Source organism: Nocardia sp. NPDC056000 (assembly GCF_042269265.1).
Lineage (GTDB): Bacteria > Actinomycetota > Actinomycetes > Mycobacteriales > Mycobacteriaceae > Nocardia.
The window spans coordinates 222186-240918 of the sequence record NZ_JBHJXS010000011.1 but is presented as its reverse complement, the minus strand read 5'-3'; the positions used below and the strand labels follow the sequence as shown (position 1 = coordinate 240918).

The 18733-nt window shown below is 67.0% G+C and carries 18 protein-coding genes; 8 read left to right on the top strand and 10 right to left on the bottom strand.

Annotation, left to right across the window (positions count from 1 at the left end; translation table 11 throughout):
• Positions 1 to 205 precede the first annotated feature (205 nt).
• The 5 genes from hflX to ACFC4D_RS30735 form a co-directional block, all read right to left on the bottom strand.
• The gene (hflX, locus tag ACFC4D_RS30755) at positions 206 to 1711 is read right to left on the bottom strand and encodes a GTPase HflX (protein ID WP_376068469.1); all 1506 of its coding nucleotides are present in this window, start codon (positions 1709 to 1711) and stop codon (positions 206 to 208) included.
• Positions 1712 to 1782: 71 nt separating this feature from the next.
• Positions 1783 to 2700, bottom strand: a complete 918-nt coding sequence (dapF, locus tag ACFC4D_RS30750; protein ID WP_376068467.1) for a diaminopimelate epimerase — start codon at positions 2698 to 2700, stop codon at positions 1783 to 1785.
• Between the two features lie 24 nt (positions 2701 to 2724).
• Entirely contained in the window at positions 2725 to 3546 is an 822-nt protein-coding gene (locus tag ACFC4D_RS30745; RefSeq protein ID WP_375954313.1) for a TrmH family RNA methyltransferase, read from the bottom strand.
• Entirely contained in the window at positions 3547 to 4479 is a 933-nt protein-coding gene (gene miaA, locus ACFC4D_RS30740) for a tRNA (adenosine(37)-N6)-dimethylallyltransferase MiaA (RefSeq protein ID WP_364631252.1), read from the bottom strand.
• Positions 4476 to 5225 (bottom strand): hypothetical protein, encoded by a 750-nt coding sequence (locus tag ACFC4D_RS30735; protein WP_376068465.1) that lies wholly within the window; start codon positions 5223 to 5225, stop codon positions 4476 to 4478. The genes miaA and ACFC4D_RS30735 overlap by 4 nt, the downstream gene beginning before the upstream one ends.
• Before the next feature lie 173 nt (positions 5226 to 5398).
• Here ACFC4D_RS30735 and ACFC4D_RS30730 point away from each other — a divergent pair, with 173 nt between their 5' ends.
• A complete protein-coding gene (locus ACFC4D_RS30730; RefSeq protein ID WP_375954318.1) occupies positions 5399 to 6823 on the top strand; it encodes a DUF349 domain-containing protein in 1425 nt (474 codons plus the stop codon).
• Positions 6824 to 6832: 9 nt separating this feature from the next.
• Here ACFC4D_RS30730 and ACFC4D_RS30725 read toward each other — a convergent pair whose 3' ends face one another.
• Positions 6833 to 8140: a glycosyltransferase 87 family protein gene (locus ACFC4D_RS30725; protein ID WP_376068463.1), complete on the bottom strand. Its 1308-nt coding sequence runs from the start codon at positions 8138 to 8140 to the stop codon at positions 6833 to 6835.
• Positions 8141 to 8350: 210 nt separating this feature from the next.
• Here ACFC4D_RS30725 and ACFC4D_RS30720 point away from each other — a divergent pair, with 210 nt between their 5' ends.
• A complete protein-coding gene (locus ACFC4D_RS30720) occupies positions 8351 to 9142 on the top strand; it encodes a phosphatase (protein WP_375954321.1) in 792 nt (263 codons plus the stop codon).
• 11 nt (positions 9143 to 9153) lie between these two features.
• On the opposite strand, the gene ACFC4D_RS30715 is transcribed toward ACFC4D_RS30720, so the two are convergent.
• Positions 9154 to 10164, bottom strand: coding sequence for a GlxA family transcriptional regulator (locus tag ACFC4D_RS30715; RefSeq protein ID WP_376068461.1), 1011 nt, complete (start codon positions 10162 to 10164; stop codon positions 9154 to 9156).
• A gap of 95 nt (positions 10165 to 10259) precedes the next feature.
• On the opposite strand from ACFC4D_RS30715, the gene ACFC4D_RS30710 reads away from it, so the two are divergent.
• Positions 10260 to 11648 (top strand): MFS transporter, encoded by a 1389-nt coding sequence (locus tag ACFC4D_RS30710; RefSeq protein ID WP_376068459.1) that lies wholly within the window; start codon positions 10260 to 10262, stop codon positions 11646 to 11648.
• 2 nt (positions 11649 to 11650) lie between these two features.
• On the opposite strand, the gene ACFC4D_RS30705 is transcribed toward ACFC4D_RS30710, so the two are convergent.
• A complete protein-coding gene (locus ACFC4D_RS30705; RefSeq protein ID WP_364632787.1) occupies positions 11651 to 12232 on the bottom strand; it encodes a hypothetical protein in 582 nt (193 codons plus the stop codon).
• A gap of 216 nt (positions 12233 to 12448) precedes the next feature.
• Positions 12449 to 14005 carry a tRNA (N6-isopentenyl adenosine(37)-C2)-methylthiotransferase MiaB gene (gene miaB / locus ACFC4D_RS30700; RefSeq protein ID WP_376068688.1) on the bottom strand — a complete coding sequence of 519 codons (1557 nt, stop codon included), beginning with the start codon at positions 14003 to 14005 and terminating at the stop codon, positions 12449 to 12451.
• 229 nt (positions 14006 to 14234) lie between these two features.
• Between miaB and ACFC4D_RS30695 the strand changes: the two genes are divergently transcribed.
• The 5 genes from ACFC4D_RS30695 (at position 14235) to ACFC4D_RS30675 (ending at position 17852) form a co-directional block, all read left to right on the top strand.
• On the top strand, positions 14235 to 14963 hold the full coding sequence (locus tag ACFC4D_RS30695; protein ID WP_364632785.1) for an amino acid ABC transporter ATP-binding protein: 729 nt from the start codon (positions 14235 to 14237) through the stop codon (positions 14961 to 14963).
• A gap of 40 nt (positions 14964 to 15003) precedes the next feature.
• Positions 15004 to 15837 carry a glutamate ABC transporter substrate-binding protein gene (locus tag ACFC4D_RS30690; protein WP_364631231.1) on the top strand — a complete coding sequence of 278 codons (834 nt, stop codon included), beginning with the start codon at positions 15004 to 15006 and terminating at the stop codon, positions 15835 to 15837.
• Between the two features lie 71 nt (positions 15838 to 15908).
• Complete coding sequence (locus ACFC4D_RS30685) at positions 15909 to 16589, top strand: amino acid ABC transporter permease (protein ID WP_364631228.1); 681 nt, start codon at positions 15909 to 15911, stop codon at positions 16587 to 16589.
• Positions 16586 to 17464 (top strand): amino acid ABC transporter permease, encoded by an 879-nt coding sequence (locus ACFC4D_RS30680; protein WP_376068458.1) that lies wholly within the window; start codon positions 16586 to 16588, stop codon positions 17462 to 17464. The genes ACFC4D_RS30685 and ACFC4D_RS30680 overlap by 4 nt, the downstream gene beginning before the upstream one ends.
• A gap of 121 nt (positions 17465 to 17585) precedes the next feature.
• Positions 17586 to 17852, top strand: coding sequence for a hypothetical protein (locus ACFC4D_RS30675; RefSeq protein ID WP_376068456.1), 267 nt, complete (start codon positions 17586 to 17588; stop codon positions 17850 to 17852).
• Here the strand turns inward: ACFC4D_RS30675 and ACFC4D_RS30670 are convergent.
• Positions 17845 to 18429 (bottom strand): hypothetical protein, encoded by a 585-nt coding sequence (locus ACFC4D_RS30670; RefSeq protein ID WP_376068455.1) that lies wholly within the window; start codon positions 18427 to 18429, stop codon positions 17845 to 17847. The genes ACFC4D_RS30675 and ACFC4D_RS30670 overlap by 8 nt on opposite strands.
• Positions 18430 to 18733 lie beyond the last annotated feature (304 nt).

The window sequence follows — 18733 nt, the reverse complement described above, 5'->3', positions numbered from 1 at the left end:
GTCGGTGAGCCCCCGTGACTCGGTCGATTGATTGTCATTCGACGACAAGATATCCCTCCCTGCAGAGATTCCGATAGCGAGATGCTAACGAAATACCCTGCAGGGGGCCGAATTCACCCCGCTCCCGGGTGACCCTCGGGGGCTTCGCCCCCAAACCCCCGAAAACCCGCGCGACCCGCACGAACCTTCGCCGAGGTGAGCGCGACTATTCCGTCGAGGCGCTGACGTCCACGCCCGCGTGGGCGAATTCACTCAGAATGCCCGCGAGGGAGGCCGGGACCTTGGCGCGGACCAGGGTGCCGTCGGCCACGTGATCCGAGGTGAGGATGCGGCCGTCCGCGTGAATGCGGGCGAGCAGATCACCGCGGGTGTAGGGCAGCAGCACGCTGACCTCGACCAGTCCGCCGAGCACCTTGTCCAGGCGTTCGCGCAGTACATCCAGACCCTGGCCGGTGGCGGCCGAGACGAAGACCGCCTCCGGGAGCCAGCCGCGCAGCTGGGTCAGCTCCATCGGGTCGAGGGCGTCGATCTTGTTGACCACCAGCAACTCCGGCGGGGCCGGGGTCTTGGTTTCGCGCAGCACATCGGTGACGACCTCGCGAACCGCCTTGATCTGCTCATCCGGGAACGGGTCCGAACCATCCACCACGTGCAGCAGCAGATCCGCGCCGGTGACCTCTTCCAAGGTGGAGCGGAAGGCCTCGACCAACTGGGTCGGCAGATGCCGGACGAAACCGACGGTGTCGGTGAAGACGACCTCGCGGCCATCCTCGAGCGCGGCCTTGCGGGTGGTCGGATCCAGGGTCGCGAACAGCGCGTCCTGCACCAGAATCCCCGCGCCGGTAAGCGCGTTCATCAGGCTCGACTTGCCCGCGTTCGTGTAGCCGACGATCGCCACCTGCGGAATACCGCTGGAGACCCGCCGATGCCGCTTGGTATCGCGGGCGGTCTTCATCTCCCGGATCTCGCGGCGCAGCTTGGCCATTCGCTCACGAATGCGCTGGCGATCGGTCTCGATCTTGGTCTCACCGGGACCACGCGTACCCACGCCACCGTTCGCGCCCGCACGACCACCGGCCTGCCGGGACATGGACTCACCCCAGCCGCGCAGTCGCGGCATCATGTACTGCATCTGCGCGAGCGCGACCTGAGCCTTGCCCTCACGGGAGGTCGCGTGCTGGGCGAAGATATCCAGAATCAGCGCGGTGCGGTCGATGACCTTCACCTTGACGATCTTCTCCAGCGCGGTCAGCTGCGCGGGGCTCAGCTCACCGTCGAGGATGACCGTATCCGCACCGGTCTCGAGGACCATGGTGCGCAGCTCCTCGGTCTTGCCCGAGCCGATGTAGGTGGCCTTATCGGGTTTGTCGCGGCGCTGGATCAGCGTGTCCAGCACCTCGGAACCGGCGGTCTCGGCGAGGGCGGCCAATTCGGCCATTCGCGCGTCGACCTGTTCGGTGGTGCCCTCAGTCCAGACGCCGACCAGCACCACGCGCTCCAGGCGCAGCTGCCGGTACTCGACCTCGGTGACATCCTCGAGCTCGGTGGACAGGCCGGCCGTGCGGCGCAGGGCGGCGCGGTCATCGAGCTGCAATTCACCGACGGTGGGCGATCCGGAATCGTTTCCGGTCGGCGACGCGGACCAGCCGGTCGCGGCGTCGTCGGTGTTCTCCTCAGCGGGAGTGAACTCGTACGTCTCTTGTTTACTCATACGCCTCCATGATCCCACGGACCAACCGAACAGCGCATTCGGTTATTTCCGGGCGACAGGACAGGCGTGTCCTAGGCGTCCTGCCACCACTTGGCGGCGATCCTGCCGGTGGCCAGCAGCACCGACGGGCCGCGCAGGGTCGCGGTGCCGTGATCGATGCCGACCGTGACGGTGCCGCCGGGGATGTGGACCTGGACGTGGCCGGTGTCGGCGGCCAGATCGAAGCCGTCGCGGGCGAGTGCCGCGGCGGCCGCTGCCACGGTTCCCGTTCCGCAGGAACGGGTTTCGCCGACGCCGCGTTCGTAGACGCGCATATCGACGCCGCGATTGCCGTCGGAGGCGACACCGAGGGCGGTCAGGATTTCGACGTTCACGCCGTTCGGGAAGACCGTGTGGTCGAACGACGGGGCGTGGGTCAGGTCCAGTTCGGCCAGATCCTGATGGGTGAGGGCGGGATCCACGCAGGCCAGGTGCGGGTTGCCGACGTCGATGCCGAGGCCGGTGAATTCACGACCGGCGAGGGTGGCGGTGGACTCGCCCAGGGTGCGGACCCGGCCCATGGCGACGGTGACCTCACCGTGCACCGGATCGGCGTGGTGCACGATCACCGGACGGGCTCCGGCGCGACTGCCGACCACGAATTCATCGGCGGTCTCGAGACCGGTGGCGACCAGGTAGTGGGCGAACACGCGCACGCCGTTACCGCACATCTCGGCGATGGAACCGTCGGCATTGCGGTAGTCCATGAACCAGTCTTCCGGGCTCACGCCCTCGGGAAGCACCGGGAGAGTGCCGTTTTCGATGAGGGCACCCGCGCGAGCCACGCGCAGCACACCGTCCGCACCGGTACCGCGCTGGCGATCGCACAGTGCGGCCACGCGGGATTCGGTCAGCTCCAGCCAGGCATCGGGATCCGGCAGCACGACGAAATCGTTCTGCGTGCCGTGTCCTTTACTGAAGTCGATATCAGCCGCGTTCTCGTTCACCATTCGTCCTCACCCACACCCGAGTTGTCAGCGCAACGCCCGGCGCTGCCGGGAAATTTCGTACAGGGCCACCGCCGCCGCCGACGGGGCCCCGAGGGAACCGTCGGACGGGACGCACACCAGCTCATCGCACACCTGCCGCCAGGCGGGGGCGAGCGTCTCGCTTTCATCACCTATGACCAGCACGGTGGCGGCGCCGAACTCGAATTCGTCGAGGGCGATACCGCCGTGATCGTCACTGCCGACGATACGGGTGCCGATCCCCCGGGCCAGTTGCCGGTCCCGGAACGCGGTCAACTGGGCCGGACCGGAGGCGCGCAGGACCGGAACCGCGAAGAGCGCGCCATCGGAGGCGGTCACGCTCTGCGGGTCGTAATGGTCCGCGCCGGAACCGGTCACGATCACCCCGCTCGCACCGAAGGCCGCGGCCGAGCGGATCAGCGCACCCAGTCGGACCGGTGAACCCGGGCGATCGATGACCACGACGGTGGGCGGCTGTTCCGGTGTGCCCGGGGCGAAATCGTCGAGTTCCATTCGGCGCGAGACCGCCACCGCGACCAACTCCGGCACCGATTCGGAGGGTTCGGCCAGTTCGGCCATCACCTCCGGCACCAATCCGATACTCGGCACACCGCTGGATTCGAGCACCTGGCGCGCCCAGCCGGACGGTTCCGGCGCACCCAGTCGATAGACGAGAGTCTCCAGGGGCCAATGACATTCGAGTGCGCGGGCAATGGGGCGCTGACCGTGCACCAGGAATCTATTGTCGCGCAGGCGACTGGCCCGGGAGTTCAGATATGCCTGCCACACCTGGACCGAGGCATTGCGGGCATTCGCGCGACGCGTCACTCAGCTGACTTCCTGTTCGTCCTTCGTCGTCGAGGAGCGAATGAGCGTCAGCGCCGTCTCCGCCAGCCGCGGATCCGCGCCGTCCACCCAGTGCACCCGCTGATCGCGGCGGAACCAGGACCGCTGTCTCCGGACATAGCGCCTGGTGCCGATGAAGGTGCGCTCCTGCGCTTCGTTCAGGTCGTATTCGTTGTCCAGGTAGTCCAGGACTTGTGCGTATCCGATTGCGCGGCGGGCGGTCTGGCCATCGCGCAAGCCCTGGCCGATCAGCGTGTGCACCTCGTCCACCAGACCGGAGTCGAACATCTTCGCGGTGCGCAGTTCGATACGGGCGTCCAATGCCGCGGTTTCCCGGTCGACGCCGATTATGACTGTGCCCCAGCGGGGTTCGCCGATCTGCGGGGCGGAGGCGGCGAACGGCTTACCGGTCAGCTCGACCACTTCGAGGGCGCGCACCATGCGGCGGCCGTCGGTGGGCAGGATGGTGTCGGCGGCCACCGGATCGGCGGCACGCAGCGCCTCGTGCACGATGACCACGCCGCGCTCCTCCAGCAGGGTCTCCCATTTGGCGCGGACCACCGGGTCGGTGGCAGGGAAATCCCAATCGTCCAGCAGCGCTTGGACATACATCATCGAACCGCCGACGATGACCGGGGTGTGACCGCGCGCCATGATGTCTTCCACATCGGCGCGAGCCGCGGTTTGATACACGGCGACGGTCGCGGTTTCGGTGACGTCGAGAACATCGAGCTGATGATGCGGAATACCGCGGCGCTCGGCGAGCGAGAGTTTCGCGGTGCCGACATCCATGCCGCGATAGAGCTGCATGGCGTCGATATTCACGATCTCGCCGTGTAGTCGTTCGGCCAAATCCAGGGCCAGATCGGACTTTCCGGTGGCGGTGGGGCCGACGACGGCAATGGGCCGGATCATGCGGCACCGCCGGGAAGCCAGCTGCTCGCGTGGTAGGCGACGCCGAACGGGGCTGCGGCATAGAAGGTTTCGACGCGGGGGTCGGCGGCGTCGGCGGCGAAGAGTCCGGCCAGCACCTGGAAGGCCGGGCGGCCCGCGACATCGAGTTCGGCGCACAGCCGCTCATCCAGTGCCGCCAAGGCGGTCCGGTCCCCCGCCGCCAGGGCGCGATCGATCTCGGCCTGTACCGCTTCGGCGCGCGGATCGAGATAGCGCGGGGCCTTGAGCGACAGGGTTGCCGCACCGTCGCCGACGACCAGCACGCCGTACCGGTCGGTCGCTGAATCCAGCTCGGCGCGCAACTTCCGGCCATACGCCAGGCACTCCGCGGCCGGTGTGTCCGATGCCACCAGACGAGCCACCGCGATCGCGTCCGGGGCCACCCGCTCGCGCAACCAGCCGCCGATCAACACCGGCAGCGGCAAATCGGGATCCGGATTCTCGGTATTCGCGGTCGCCGACAAACCGGCCCGGATATCCACCCCGTATCCCCGGAACGTGCCCGCGGTTTCCGAGTCGTACACGCTGTCCGAATCCGCCACGCCGACGACTATCCACCGTTTTGCCTGGCCAGCCAGCTCTCCGGCCGCCTCGAACACCGCGCCGCGCAGCCGCGCGAGATCACCGTCCGCCGCCGCGCCTGCCGCGCCACCCAGCTCGGGTATCAGGGCGGGTGGTGAGGGGACCAGCGACGCAACACAGAACACGCGGTCAACCGTAGCGCTACCGCGCCTCACCAGCCCCACCCCACCTGATCGCCGCGCCACGGAGGTGGCCTCAAAGACAGCATTTCGCATCTCAGCCTGGTTGAATGGGGAGAGTTGGACAATGAGCTAGGGCGTAACCAGGCAGCCGTGACGCGCGGCAGGGACGAGGAGCAATGAGCGACAACAGCGGAAACGAGAAGGCTACCCAGTCGGAACCGACCTCGACGCCCCAGCCCGGCGCCGCCCAGCGTCCGTCTCCGGCCACCGCCGCCGGTCCCCGCCCGGGCCCGGCGCCGCGTAAACCGGAAGCCCCGAAGCCACACGCCGTCAAGCCCACTCCCGGCCCGGCGACCCCGCATCCGCATCCCGTCGTGGTGCCGAGCGTGAGCGACCCCAGCCAGTGGGGCCGCGTCGACGAGGACGGCACCGCCTGGGTGAAGACCACCGACGGCGAACGCGTCATCGGGTCTTGGCAGGCCGGTGACACCGCCGAGGGCCTGGCCCACTTCGGCCGCCGCTTCGACGATCTGGCCACCGAGGTTGCCCTGCTCGAGGCCCGCCTGGCCGCCGGCACCGACGCCCGCAAGACCAAGACCGCCGCCACCGCGCTTGCCGAGACATTGCCCAGCGCCGCGGTCATCGGCGATATCGACGGGCTCACCCAGCGCCTGCGCGCCATCATCGAACACTCCGACGAGGCGGCCGCGCACGCCAAGGAGGAGAAGGAACGCTCCCGGCACGAACAGACCGAGCGCAAGGAAGCCCTGGCCGCCGAGGCCGAGCAGATCGCCGCGGATTCCACCCAGTGGAAGGTCGCGGGCGATCGGCTGCGCGAAATCCTGGACGAGTGGAAGACCATTCGCGGGGTCGATCGCAAGGTCGACGACGCACTGTGGCGGCGCTTCTCCAAGGCGCGCGAGGCCTTCAACCGCAGGCGCGGCGCGCACTTCGCGGAATTGGATCGTGAACGCGCCTCGGCCAAGACGCATAAGGAAGAGCTCTGCGTGCGGGCCGAGGAATTGGCCAATTCCACCGATTGGGCGGGCACCGCCGCGGTCTTCCGCGATCTGCTCGCCGAATGGAAAGCCGCGGGGCGCGCTCCGCGCGAAGCCGATGAGCAGCTGTGGAAGCGCTTCAAATCCGCGCAGGACGTGTTCTTCGCGGCCCGCAATTCGGCCGCTTCGGAGCGGGATGCCGAATTCGAGCAGAACGCGCACTCCAAGGAAGAGCTGCTGCTGCACTACGAGAACCTGAATCCGGAGACCAATCTCGATGCCGCTCGCGCCGCGCTGCGCGATCTGCAGGAGAAGTGGGACGCCATCGGCAAGGTGCCGCGCGAGCGCATCCACGATCTGGAGGCGCGCCTGCGCGCGGTCGAGAAGCGGGTCCGCGACGCCGTCGACGCGCAGTGGCGGCGCAGCGATCCCGAGGCCATGGCCCGGGCGGCCCAATTCCGTGAGCGGGTCGCGCAGTTCGAGGAGCAGGCCGCCAAGGCACAGGCCGCCGGTAAGACCCGCGATGCGGAGAAGGCGCTCGAACAGGCCAAGCAGTGGCAGGAATGGGCCGAAGCCGCCGAAGGCGCGGTCAGCCAGCGCTGAGCGTGTTTGTCAACCCGCGCTGAGGCTTTCGCGTGAACGGTCCGAGGGCAGTCGATCCTGTTGCCCCCGGGCCGTTTTCGTTTCACCGTGCAGCCACGCGGCCGCGACGGCGAACAATGCGAGGGTGAGCCAGATGTAGGCATTGTGGGACAGGAACGCGTAGCGGCCGTGCTCGGGCAGATCGAAGACGCTGCCCAAACGCATTCCCAGCAGGTCGAATACGCCGCCCGAGGAGACCGCGAACACCACCAGCAGTACGGTCGGCGCGATCATGCCGCCGCGGCGCAGGGCGAGATCGGCCAGGTAGATCAGCAGCGGTGCCAGCCACACCCAGTGATGGATCCAGCTGAACGGCGATACGGCGGTGCTGGTCAACCCGCACAACAGCACGGCGGGCAGTTCCCGGCCGCTCGCCGAGAACCGGCGCGCCAGCCACAGGCAGATCGCGACAATCGCGAGAGCGCCTGCGAGCCACAGCAATTGGAGCCCCGTGCCCGCACCGAGGGAGCGCGCGATCATGCCGCGCAATGTCTCGTTCTGCGGGTTCGCCGGTACGCCCACCCGCGCCGGATCGGCGAACGCACCGCTCCAGAACGTCCACGAATCCTTGGGCAGCACAGCCAAACCCACGATCACGGTGGCGATCAGAGCCCCGATCGCGGTGGCGGCGGCCCGGAATCGGCGAGTCACCAGCAGGTAGAGCACGAAAAACAGTGGGGTGAGCTTGATTCCGGCCGCGATACCGGTCAGCACGCCCTTCCAGCGCGAGGAATCGGGCAGGCTCATATCCACCAGCACGATGAGCAGCAGCAGGATATTGATCTGGCCGAACGCCATGGATTCGCGAATCGGCTCACACCACAGCAGAATCGCCGCGCTCGACAGCGCCAGCAGCGCCATCCGGCGATCACGCCGATAGCCCAGCATCGACAGCGCCACCCATCCCGATGCGGCGAGGATGGCGAAATTGCCGAGCTGGCCGACCCAGGTGAACACGGTGCCGTGCATGGCAACCAGCGGTACGAACAGCAGGGCCGAGAACGGCGTATAGACGAATTCCCACACCCCGCGGGTGCTCCCCCGCAGCGGACTGTCGTAGACCGACACCCCGTCCACCACGCGTTGCGCCGCGATCTGGTAGGTGCCCAGGTCCATCAGATGCGTCATCATCTGCGTATTGACGGCCACCTGCTCGAGGTAGCGCCACCCCGCCAGCACCCCCACCACCGCGAAGGCCCACACCACCGCGGCGGGAATCGTGCGCCGCTCCGGCACCACGTGATTCGTGTCCGCGAGCCGCTCGATCCCCACTGACATGCTGCCTCCACCGCTACCTTGGTCTCCGCTTGCCCGAACCACCGTAGTGACGGATGCCCGGGCGCGCACACCGCAAACCGGTTCGTTTGTGTCGCGCACACCGGCCCGCCCGGACTCGCGTGGAGTTCGGGCGATTGCGGCGGCTCGGCGGATTACCTTGGGGCTCAAATAGATCGAGGTGAGGACCGGGGTCCGGTTAGGCTCGGGGCTATGGGACCGACGCGGGAAACGCTGGTCGCGCATTTGATGGCGACCGGAATGGCGGGGCAGGTAGCAACGCCGCGGGAGAACAATCTGGATCACTATCAGCGGCTGGCCTACCGGGATCCGGACTATATGTTCGGGTTGAATCCGGGGCCGCGCTGGGAGGATCCGGCCGAGATCCTGGAATTGATGGCGCGCAAGGTGGGGGTGGATCCGCGACCACAGTTCCGCCGGGGCGTGGACACCATCGATCCCGAACTCACCGCATCGGCGCTGGACCGATATGCGGAGCGGTTCCAGCAGGCGCTGCGGGAACAGCAGCGCGTGTTGTTCGCCACCGGGCATCCGCGCACCCTGGCCCGGCTCTATCAGCAATTGGCGGCGGCCCTGACCGATGCGGGCGGGACGATAGTCCGGGCTGGTGCGGGTGCGGGATACGACGGCTACACCCGGCGCGGATGGCAGCGGCTGGAAGTCGACTACTTCCTCGGCGTCGCGACCATCGGCGACCCGATCGGTGCGGTGCACACGCATTCGGATCGGCCGATCCGGCTGGTGCTGGCGGCGCTCGAGAAGGCGGGTGAGGCGCGCCCGGATCTCGTTGTCGCCGACCACGGTTGGTGCGGCGGTGCGGCCTACGCCGGAATCGACGCCATCGGCTTCGCGGACTGCAATGACCCGGCGCTCTTCGTCGGCGAGGAGGAGGGCACCGTCGCGGTCGCGGTACCGCTCGACGACGGCATCGATGAAGAGGAATACGACCTGCTCGGCGAATACATCCTCACCAGCCGGACATAGCGGGCGGCCGGTCAGCCGGTGATGATCTCGTGGCGGGTGACGCGGTGGGAGCGGCGGTATTCGCTCGGGGAGATGCCGACCTCGCGGCCGAAATGAGTGCGGAGGTTGGCGGCCGTGCCGAGTCCGCAGCGGTCGGCCACCACGTCCACCGGTAAATCGGTGCACTCCAATAGCTCTCGGGCGCGAATGACGCGCTGGGTGAGCAGCCATTGCAGCGGGGTGCCGCCGATTTCGGCGTGGAAGCGGCGGGCCAGGGTGCGTTCGCTGGTATTCGCGTGCCGAGCCAGATCGGTGACGGTGAGCGGCTGATCCAGGTGATGAATGGCCCACTGCAACGTCGCGGACAGGCCGGAGTCGGCGGGATAGGCGGGGACCGGGGATTGCAGATATTGGGCCTGACCCCCGGCCCGATGCGGTGACACCACCAGATGCCGGGCGGCGGCATTGGCCGCGCCGGAGCCCAGATCCTTGCGAATCAGGTGGATGCACAGGTCCATTCCGGCCATGGTGCCCGCGCTGGTGAGGATGCGGCCGTCATCGATATAGAGGACGGCCGGATCGATCTCCAGGTGCGGGAAGCGTTCGCGCATGACGGCGATATGCCGCCAGTGCGTGGTCATGCGGCGGCCGTCCAGCAGGCCCGCCTCGGCGAGGATGAACGCGCCGGTGCAGAGCGAGACGATGCGCGCGCCCGCCTCGTAGGCGGCGCGGACGGCGTCGACCAGATCGCGGGGCGGGTGCTCGCGCACGTTCGGGGTGGACGGGATGACCACCGTATCGGCGCGGATCAGATCGTCGTAGTCATGAGCGGTCAAGGCCACGAACGGATCCCGCAGTGCGGCGGATACGGCGTCGCGGGGTCCGCACAGTTGGAAGCGATACCAGCGGTCCGGGTCCACGCCCAGCGGCGGTTCGGAAAAGACCTGGTACGGGATGGCGACCTCGAAGATCGGCATACCGGGGGCGACGGCCACGGCGAGGGTTCCGGGATCGATACCCGTTCCCGGGCTGTTCGGCTCCATGAATTCACGGTAGCCCTCGGCCCTGTCAGAAATCTAGCGCATCGTGGCATTCCTGCCACTGTCGGCGCGAATGCCGGGCTCGGATAGTCGAACCCATGACAACGACGACCGAAGACGAAGCAGCTCAGCGGGTCGAGACAGTATCGGCGGGGCGCTATCGCGTACTCGCCATCGCCGGTATCGCCCAATTCCTCGCCATACTCGATCTTTTCGCGGTCACCGTCGCGTTTCCGGCGCTGCGGGAATCGTTCGACAGCTCGACCGGTGCGGTGTCGTGGACCTTGAACGCGTACACGATCGTGATGGCGGCACTGCTGGTACCTGCCGGGCGGCTGGCCGACGATACCGGGCGCAAGCGCGGATTCCTCATCGGCATAGCGCTTTTCGGGCTGGCGTCGCTCGCGTGCGGGACCGCGCCGAATCTGGCCGTACTGATCGTCGCGCGCATCACACAGGCGGCAGCGGCGGCGCTGCTGGTGCCGACCGGACTGGGACTGGTGCTGCCCAGCTTCCCGCGCCGGGAACATGCGATGGTCATGGGCATCTGGACCGCCATCGCGGCCGCCGGCGGGGCCAGCGCGCCAGTGCTGGGTGGACTGCTGTTGCAGGCGGGGTGGCGGTGGATCTTCTTGCTGAACGTGCCGTTCACGGTGGTGGCGTTCGTCCTGGGGCTGCGGGTGCTGCCCGATATCGCACCGGGTGTGCGACGGCGGCTGGATCCCCTTGGTGCACTGCTCATTCTGGGCGCGACGGCGGGATTCACCACGGTGTTCGTGCAGGCGGACACCTGGGGTTACACGGGGGTGGCGACCCTCGGCATGCTCATCGCCGCGATCGGCCTGGCCGTGTGGTTCGCCGTGCATATCCGACAGCACCCCGATCCGGTGGTGAGCCCGGTTGTTCTGCGGCACAAGCTATTCCGGACCGCACTGCTCGGGGTGTTCTGCTACTACCTGGCTTTCGCGGCCATGATCCTGGAAATCACGCTGTTCCTCACCGAACGGCTGCACTATTCGGTGCTCGCGGCCAGCCTCGGTGTGGCTCCGCTGCCGATCAGTTGTCTACTGCTGTCACCGTTCTCGGGCAGATTCATCGCCCGCTTCGGTGCTCGCGCCTCGGCCGCTCTCGGTGGCGCGTGCCTGGCGGCAGGTGCCGGGTGGTGGGTGCTGGCCAGCGGACTCACCGATTCCTACGCGCTGATCATCCTGCCCGGCGGCATACTCGCCGGAGCCAGTACCGCACTGTTGCAGCCGCCGCTGTTCGGTTCGGCCGCGCTACTGCCCGCCGCCGAGACCTCGCTCGGTTCCGGCACGCTCATGATGGCGCGGCAGACCAGTTCCGCACTGGGCGTTGCCATTCTGACCGCAATCCTGGGTGCGGGCGCGCACCACACCCTCGGCGAATTCCGCGTGGGCTGGCTCTTCATGGCCGTCGCGGGCATCACTGCGACATTCGCGGGCCTGGCCTACCGACCGGATCGGTAGGGCTACTTATCGCCGAACAGGCGGCGGTGGTCGCGTTCCTCGGCTTCGGCGGCGGCGATGCGGCGCTGTTCCTCGGCGGCCAGGTGCACGGTGGTGCGGCTCCAGACCACGCGAATCCAGTGGAAGGTCAGCACCATGATCACGATGGTGGACAGGATCAGGCCGATGCCCGGGCCCGCGCCGTGATAGTTGCCCAGGCCCGGGGTGTTGCGGTGCCAGATGGAGAACACGCCGAACACGCTGCCGATGGCCGAGCCCGCGACCGCGATCCACGCCAGCGCCCAGCGCCGGGTGGCCAGCGCCAGCAGGGAGAAGCCGATGCCGAAGACCACCACGAACCATTCGAAGACCCGCGACGGCAGGCCGATGTGCTCGGCCTTCGCCGCGGCGTCGTACAGGATCACATCGAAGCCGCGCGCCTGCCCGGCATGCGGCAGCACCAGCGAGAACAGCAGCAGGAATACCGCGCCCGCGACGACCATCGCGCGCACGCCCGGGTCGATCTCCCCCGCGATCTTGCGCTCGACGGCCTCGAGATCCGCGCGGAACTGCTCGAAGTCCTGACTGTTCTCCGCCGACTTCATGGTCTCCTCGTTCGCCTCGGGCGCATCCGCACGCGCCGAATCTGATTGTGCCGCTGACTCTTCCGCCTGCTGTGGGTCCTGCGCGGAACCGTCGTCGGGGCCGTTCGGCTGCTGCTCGGTCATCTGTGGTGATCCTGAGTCATGCGGGAGTGGGGTCGACCCATCATGCCCCGCCCCGAATTCCGACTACTACGCGGTGTCGGAATCAGGACGCGATCAGGCACCGCATTCGGAGCCGCAGCCTGCGGCGGCGGCCGCGACGACGAGCGGCTTGCCGATGCTGGGCAGGCCGAGACCGACGCCGATGGGGGCGGTTTTCGGGGTGATGCCGCGTTCGTGGGCATCGCCTGCGGCCGTACGGCGGTGCGACTGGATCGGGGCATCGGCGATGAGGTGATGCGGGGCCGCTTCGGTGACCGCCACCGTGACGATATCGCCGGGGCGGATTTCCGAGCCCGCGGGCAGATCGGCGGTCGGCCGGAAGTGGACCAGGCGGCCGTCCCGGGCACGGCCGCTCATGCGGGCGGTGGCGGCGTTCTTCTTGCCCGCGCCCTCGGCGACCAGCAGTTCGACCGTGGTGCCGATGAGCTCCTGATTGGCTTCGAGGGAGACCTGCTCCTGCAGCGCGATGAGTCGCATATAGCGCTCCTGCACCACCTCTTTGGGGAGCTGATCGGGCATATCCGCGGCGGGCGTGCCCGGGCGGATGGAGTACTGGAAGGTGTAGGCGCTGGTGAACCGCGCCTTGCGCACCACATCCAGGGTGGCCTGGAAATCCTCCTCGGTCTCGCCCGGGAAGCCGACGATGATGTCGGTGGTGATGGCCGCGTGCGGCATGGCCGCACGAACCTTCTCGATGATGCCGAGGAATTTGGCGCTGCGGTACGACCGCTTCATGGCCTTGAGCACGCGATCCGAACCCGACTGCAGCGGCATATGCAGCTGCGGGCAGACATTCGGGGTCTCGGCCATCGCCTCGATGACGTCATCGGTGAATTCGGCCGGGTGCGGGGAGGTGAAGCGCACCCGCTCCAGGCCCTCGATGCTGCCGCAGGCGCGCAGCAGTTTCGCGAACGCGCCGCGATCGCGCTCCTCGGTCGGATCGGCGAAGGAGACGCCGTAGGCGTTCACGTTCTGTCCGAGCAGCGTCACCTCCATGACGCCCTGATCGACCAGCGCCTGCACCTCGGCGAGCACATCGCCTGGACGGCGGTCGACCTCTTTACCGCGCAGCGCGGGCACGATGCAGAACGTGCAGGTGTTGTTGCAGCCCACCGAGATCGACACCCAGCCGGCGTACGCGGATTCGCGCTTGGCGGGCAGCGTGGACGGGAACGCCTCCAGCGATTCGATGATCTCGACCTGGGCCTGCGCATTGTGGCGGGCCCGCTCCAGCAGCACCGGCAGCGAGCCGATGTTGTGCGTGCCGAACACCACGTCCACGTACGGCGCCTTCTTGACCACGGTGTCGCGGTCCTTCTGCGCGAGACAACCGCCGACCGCGATCTGCATGCCCGGCCGCTCGGCCTTGATCGGCGCGAGGTGGCTCAGGGTGCCGTACAGCTTGTTGTCGGCGTTCTCGCGGACCGCGCAGGTATTGAAGACCACCAGGTCGGCGGTATCGCCGGTGGCGGCCCTGACGTATCCGGCATCTTCGAGCAGGCCCGAAAGTCGTTCGGAGTCGTGCACATTCATCTGGCAGCCGTAGGTGCGCACCTCGTAGGTGCGCGCATCCTGCTCGGCAACCGCGTCATGTGCTGAAACCTGCGCCAACGAATTCACCCAATCAGGGTAATGGCTGGGCTCTCGGGGCCATAAACCCCGTCCGATGGTGGTGACCTGCGTCTCCGCGATCACCGCGGTATCAATCGCCGGTTACGGGAGGGTGTCGAGTCGAGGCACAGTACCGGTGTTCCCACCGAAGACGAGCATTTCGGGCACAGTGCCTCTAAGGTCACAGGTCATGACCGACGCGCCTGTTTCCATCAGCAAGTCCGCGCCGATGATCTCGATGCGGAGTGTGGACAAGCACTTCGGCTCGCTGCACGTGCTGCGTGACATCAATCTCGAGGTGCCCTCCGGGCAGGTCGTGATCGTGGTGGGACCTTCGGGTTCCGGCAAGTCGACCCTGTGCCGCACCATCAACCGGCTCGAGACCATCGACTCCGGTGAGATCGCCATCGACGGGGTGAATCTGCCCGATGAGGGTAAAGCGCTGGCCAAACTCCGTGCCGATGTCGGCATGGTGTTCCAGTCCTTCAACCTGTTCGCGCACAAGACGATTCTGGAGAACGTCATGCTCGCGCCCGTGAAGGTGCGCGGTACCGATAAGGCGCAGGCTCGCACGCACGCCATGGAATTGCTCGAACGGGTCGGCATCGCCAATCAGGCGGACAAGTATCCGGCGCAGCTGTCCGGCGGACAGCAGCAGCGCGTGGCGATCGCGCGGGCGCTCGCCATGAATCCCAAGGTGATGCTGTTCGACGAGCCCACCTCCGCGCTGGACCCGGAAATGGTGTCCGAGGTGCTCGAGGTGATGGTGCAGCTGGCCAAGGACGGTATGACCATGGTCGTGGTCACGCACGAGATGGGGTTCGCGCGCCGCGCGGGCAATCGCGTGCTGTTCATGGCCGACGGGCAGATCGTCGAGGACACCGATCCGGACTCGTTCTTCACCGCACCCAAATCCGATCGCGCCAAGGATTTCCTCGGCAAGATCCTGAGCCACTGACGTTTCCCTACAGACGTTTCCCTACAGAGAAGGACTCTCGATGAGGTTCAACCAGGTACTCAAGGTCGCAGTCGGGGCACTGGCCCTAACCGTCGTGGCCGCCGGTTGTGGTGGCGGCAGCGATAAGTCCGCCCAGCAGAACGCGGCGAGCGGCAAGCTGACCGTGGGCATCAAGTACGACCAGCCGGGTCTGGGCCTGCACAACAAGGATGGCTCGTTCAGCGGTTTCGATGTGGATGTGGCCAAGTTCGTGGCCGATAAGCTCGGCGTGAAGCCGGAGAACATCACCTTCAAGGAAGCGCCGTCGGCGCAGCGCGAAACGCTGATCCAGAACGGTCAGGTCGATTTCATCGCCGCGACCTACTCGATCACCGATAAGCGCAAGGAGAAGGTCGATTTCGCGGGGCCGTACTACCTGACCGGGCAGTCGCTGCTGGTGCGTTCGGACAATACCGATATCACCGGTGCGGATTCGCTCAACGGCAATAAGAAGCTGTGCTCGGTGAAGGGTTCCACCCCGGCGCAGAACGTGAAGGACAAGTACGCCAAGGACGTTCAGCTGCAGGAGTACGACACGTACTCGCTGTGCGTGGAGGCGCTCAAGTCCGGTTCAGTTGACGCGGTCACCACCGATGACATCATTCTGCGCGGTTACGCGGCGCAGTCCCCGGGTGCGCTGAAGGTCGTCGGCGCGCCGTTCACCACCGAGAAGTACGGCATCGGCGTCAAGAAGGGCGATGCCGAATTCCGCGGCAAGGTCAATGACGCCATCGAGGCCATGATCACCAGCGGCGCCTGGAAGGCGGCACTGGAGAAGAACTTCGCCGGAACGGGTTTCGAGATTCCCGCGCCGCCGCAGGTCGACCGGTACTGAGTTGAGCAGGCGTGCCGGGCGGTGGATCCGCCCGGCACGCTTTCTATTTCGAACGGAGGGGCTCGGGCGCCGTGTTCAACTTGATCTCGGACTACCACACCCAGCTGCTGGACGCGTTCTGGGTGACCATCAAACTGACGCTGTATTCGGCTGTGCTGGCACTGGTTCTGGGCACGATCGTGGCCGGGATGCGAGTGGCGCCGGTGCCGATCGCGCGGTTACTCGGCACGGCATACGTCAATGTCTTTCGCAATACGCCACTTACGCTGATCGTCATCTTCTGCTCGATCGGGTTGTATTCCACGCTCGGCGTCAAACTCGCCGCATCGGGACCGAATGATCTGGCGGAGAACAATTTCCGCTTCGCGGTGCTCGGATTGGGTGTGTACACGGCGGCTTTCGTCTGCGAATCGCTGCGGGCGGGCATCAATACCGTGCCGCTGGGGCAATCCGAGGCGGGCCGCTCACTGGGCCTGACATTTTTGCAGAATTTGCGACTCGTGGTGCTGCCGCAGGCATTTCGCGCCATCATCGGCCCGCTCGGCAGTGTGTTCATCGCGCTGACCAAGAATTCCACCGTCGCCTCGGTGATCGGTGTCGGCGAGGCCGCGCTGCTGATGGACACCATGAACGAGAACGAGGCCGCCCCACTGGCCATCGGCGCGATCTTCGCGCTCGGCTTCGTGGTGCTGACCCTGCCGGCCGGTCTGCTGTTCGGCTGGCTGGCCAAACGATATGAGGTGGCGCGATGAGCTCGGCATCGGTTCTCTACGACGCACCGGGCCCCCGCGCGCGGCTGCGCTACCGGATCTACAGCGTCGTGGTCGTGGTGATCGCGGCGGCGCTGCTGTGGTTCGTCTACGACGCGTTCAACAGCAAGGGCCAGTTCGAGGCGGCGAAGTGGAAGCCGTTCCTGGAAGGGGACATCTGGTCCACGTATCTGCTGCCGGGTCTGCGCGGAACCATCGAGGCGGCCGGGCTGTCGATCGTGTTCGCGCTGGTGATCGGCATGGTGTTCGGCATCCTGCGGCTGTCCGATCATCGCAGTGTGCGGATCTTCGCGGGAACGGTCGTGGAGGTGGCCCGGGCGATCCCGGTGCTGATCCTGATGATCTTCCTGTTCGCGATGTTCTCGCAGAACAATGTGTTCCCGTCGGATCAGCTGGCGCTCGCCGCCGTGGTGACCGCGCTGACCGTCTACAACGGATCGGTCATCGCGGAGATCGTGCGCTCGGGCATTCGCTCGCTGCCGCGCGGGCAATCCGAAGCGGCGGTGGCCCTCGGCCTGCGCAAGAACCAGGTCATGCGCCTGGTCCTGCTTCCCCAGGCCATCACCGCCATGCTGCCCGCCCTGGTCTCGCAAATGGTCGTGGCGCTGAAGGATTCGGCCCTCGGCTACCAGATCACCTACGTCGAGGTGGTCCGCGCCGGTAAGCAACTCGGTGCGGCCGAACAGAACACCATCCCCGCCCTCCTGGTGATCGCGGTGATCATGATCGCCCTCAACTACACCCTCAGCGTGATCGCCACCCGCCTGGAACGCTGGCTCCGCACCCGCAAACGCGGCAGCCGAACAGCCCTGCCCGCCAACGCCAGCACCGCGGCCCCGGGCATGAGCCTCACCTGACAACCGCCCCGGCTCGGCGGACCGCCGCAATGGCCGTCCCCCGAGCCGGGCCGAATCCCGACTTCAGGCCAATGTGCCCGAGCCTCGGACAACAACCGCCCCTACCTCGCATACTGCTGTAATGAGCGAAGCCGACAGCGCCCGAAGACAATTCCGTCTCGGCCTGCTCCTGCTCGCCCTCGCCACCCCCCTGGCCGCAGCCTGCACCGCCCTGGCCGCCGCCCTAGGCGCCCTCCTCCTCTCAGACGCCCGCAAACGCCTGAACCCACCCGCACCCCTCCCCACCCCCAAAACCCTCCCCCGCGTTGCCAGCCCCCGCCCCACCCCCCGAGCCGACTCCCGCCGCCCCCGCCGCGGCCCCCGCCAACACGGCCGAGTCCTCAACTGACCAGCATCGCCGCCAGATCGTAGGCTTGCGCGAACTCTCCGCCCCATGCGGCGGCATGGTCCCTCTCGAAGGCCCGAAACAGCCTGTCCCGCACCTCATCCCGCCGCAACCACGCGGTCACGCGATCCATCCGATCGGGACGATAGACCGCTTCCCGCACGAGTTCCGCGAGGTGCCGATCGGCGGAAACGCCCACGGTCGATTCCCACGCCCGCAGATAAGGCGCGGGGTCGAGCCCGATCGCTGCGATTGCGCGCAAGAATTCCGCCGGGCTGGTGAATGCCCCGGTCTCGGACGGAAATTCGGTCAGCACCGCACCCCATACGCTGTCGAGAAAACCCTCGATCGTCGATTGTTCGGTACTCGGCCAACTCCGCCAGTTCGCCTGTGCCAGCTTCCCCAGCACGATCTCCGGATCGAGCTCATCGGAGGCGACCAGCCGTGCCAGCAAGAGCGGCAGCAGTGCCTTCACATCTTCGCGGTCACCGACGGTATTGCCGAGTTTGATTGCCAGCCAATACAGATCCGCGTCGTCGACCCTGACCGGCGGCCCGCAATGCGGGCAGCGCTCCAGCACCGCTCTACGCGGATACACCTCGAATGCCTTGGCGACCGTAGCCAAGGCAACCTCTACCGAATCCGCCACTCACCGATCCTCGCACCAACAGCGAGCCAAAAACCAAGACATAAAAGGCAGGACGTCAGGACGAGAAGGGCCGCACCGGGGGTTCGCCACTAAAGGCTCCGGGACCTTGGCGTCAGGGGCGGTTCAGGTCGGCGGCGGCCAATTCGGCTTTGACGATGGTGTAGGCGGTGGATTGGTTGTAGCCGCGGCGGGCGAGCATGCCTACGAGGCGGGTTATTGCCTTTTGGCGGTCCAG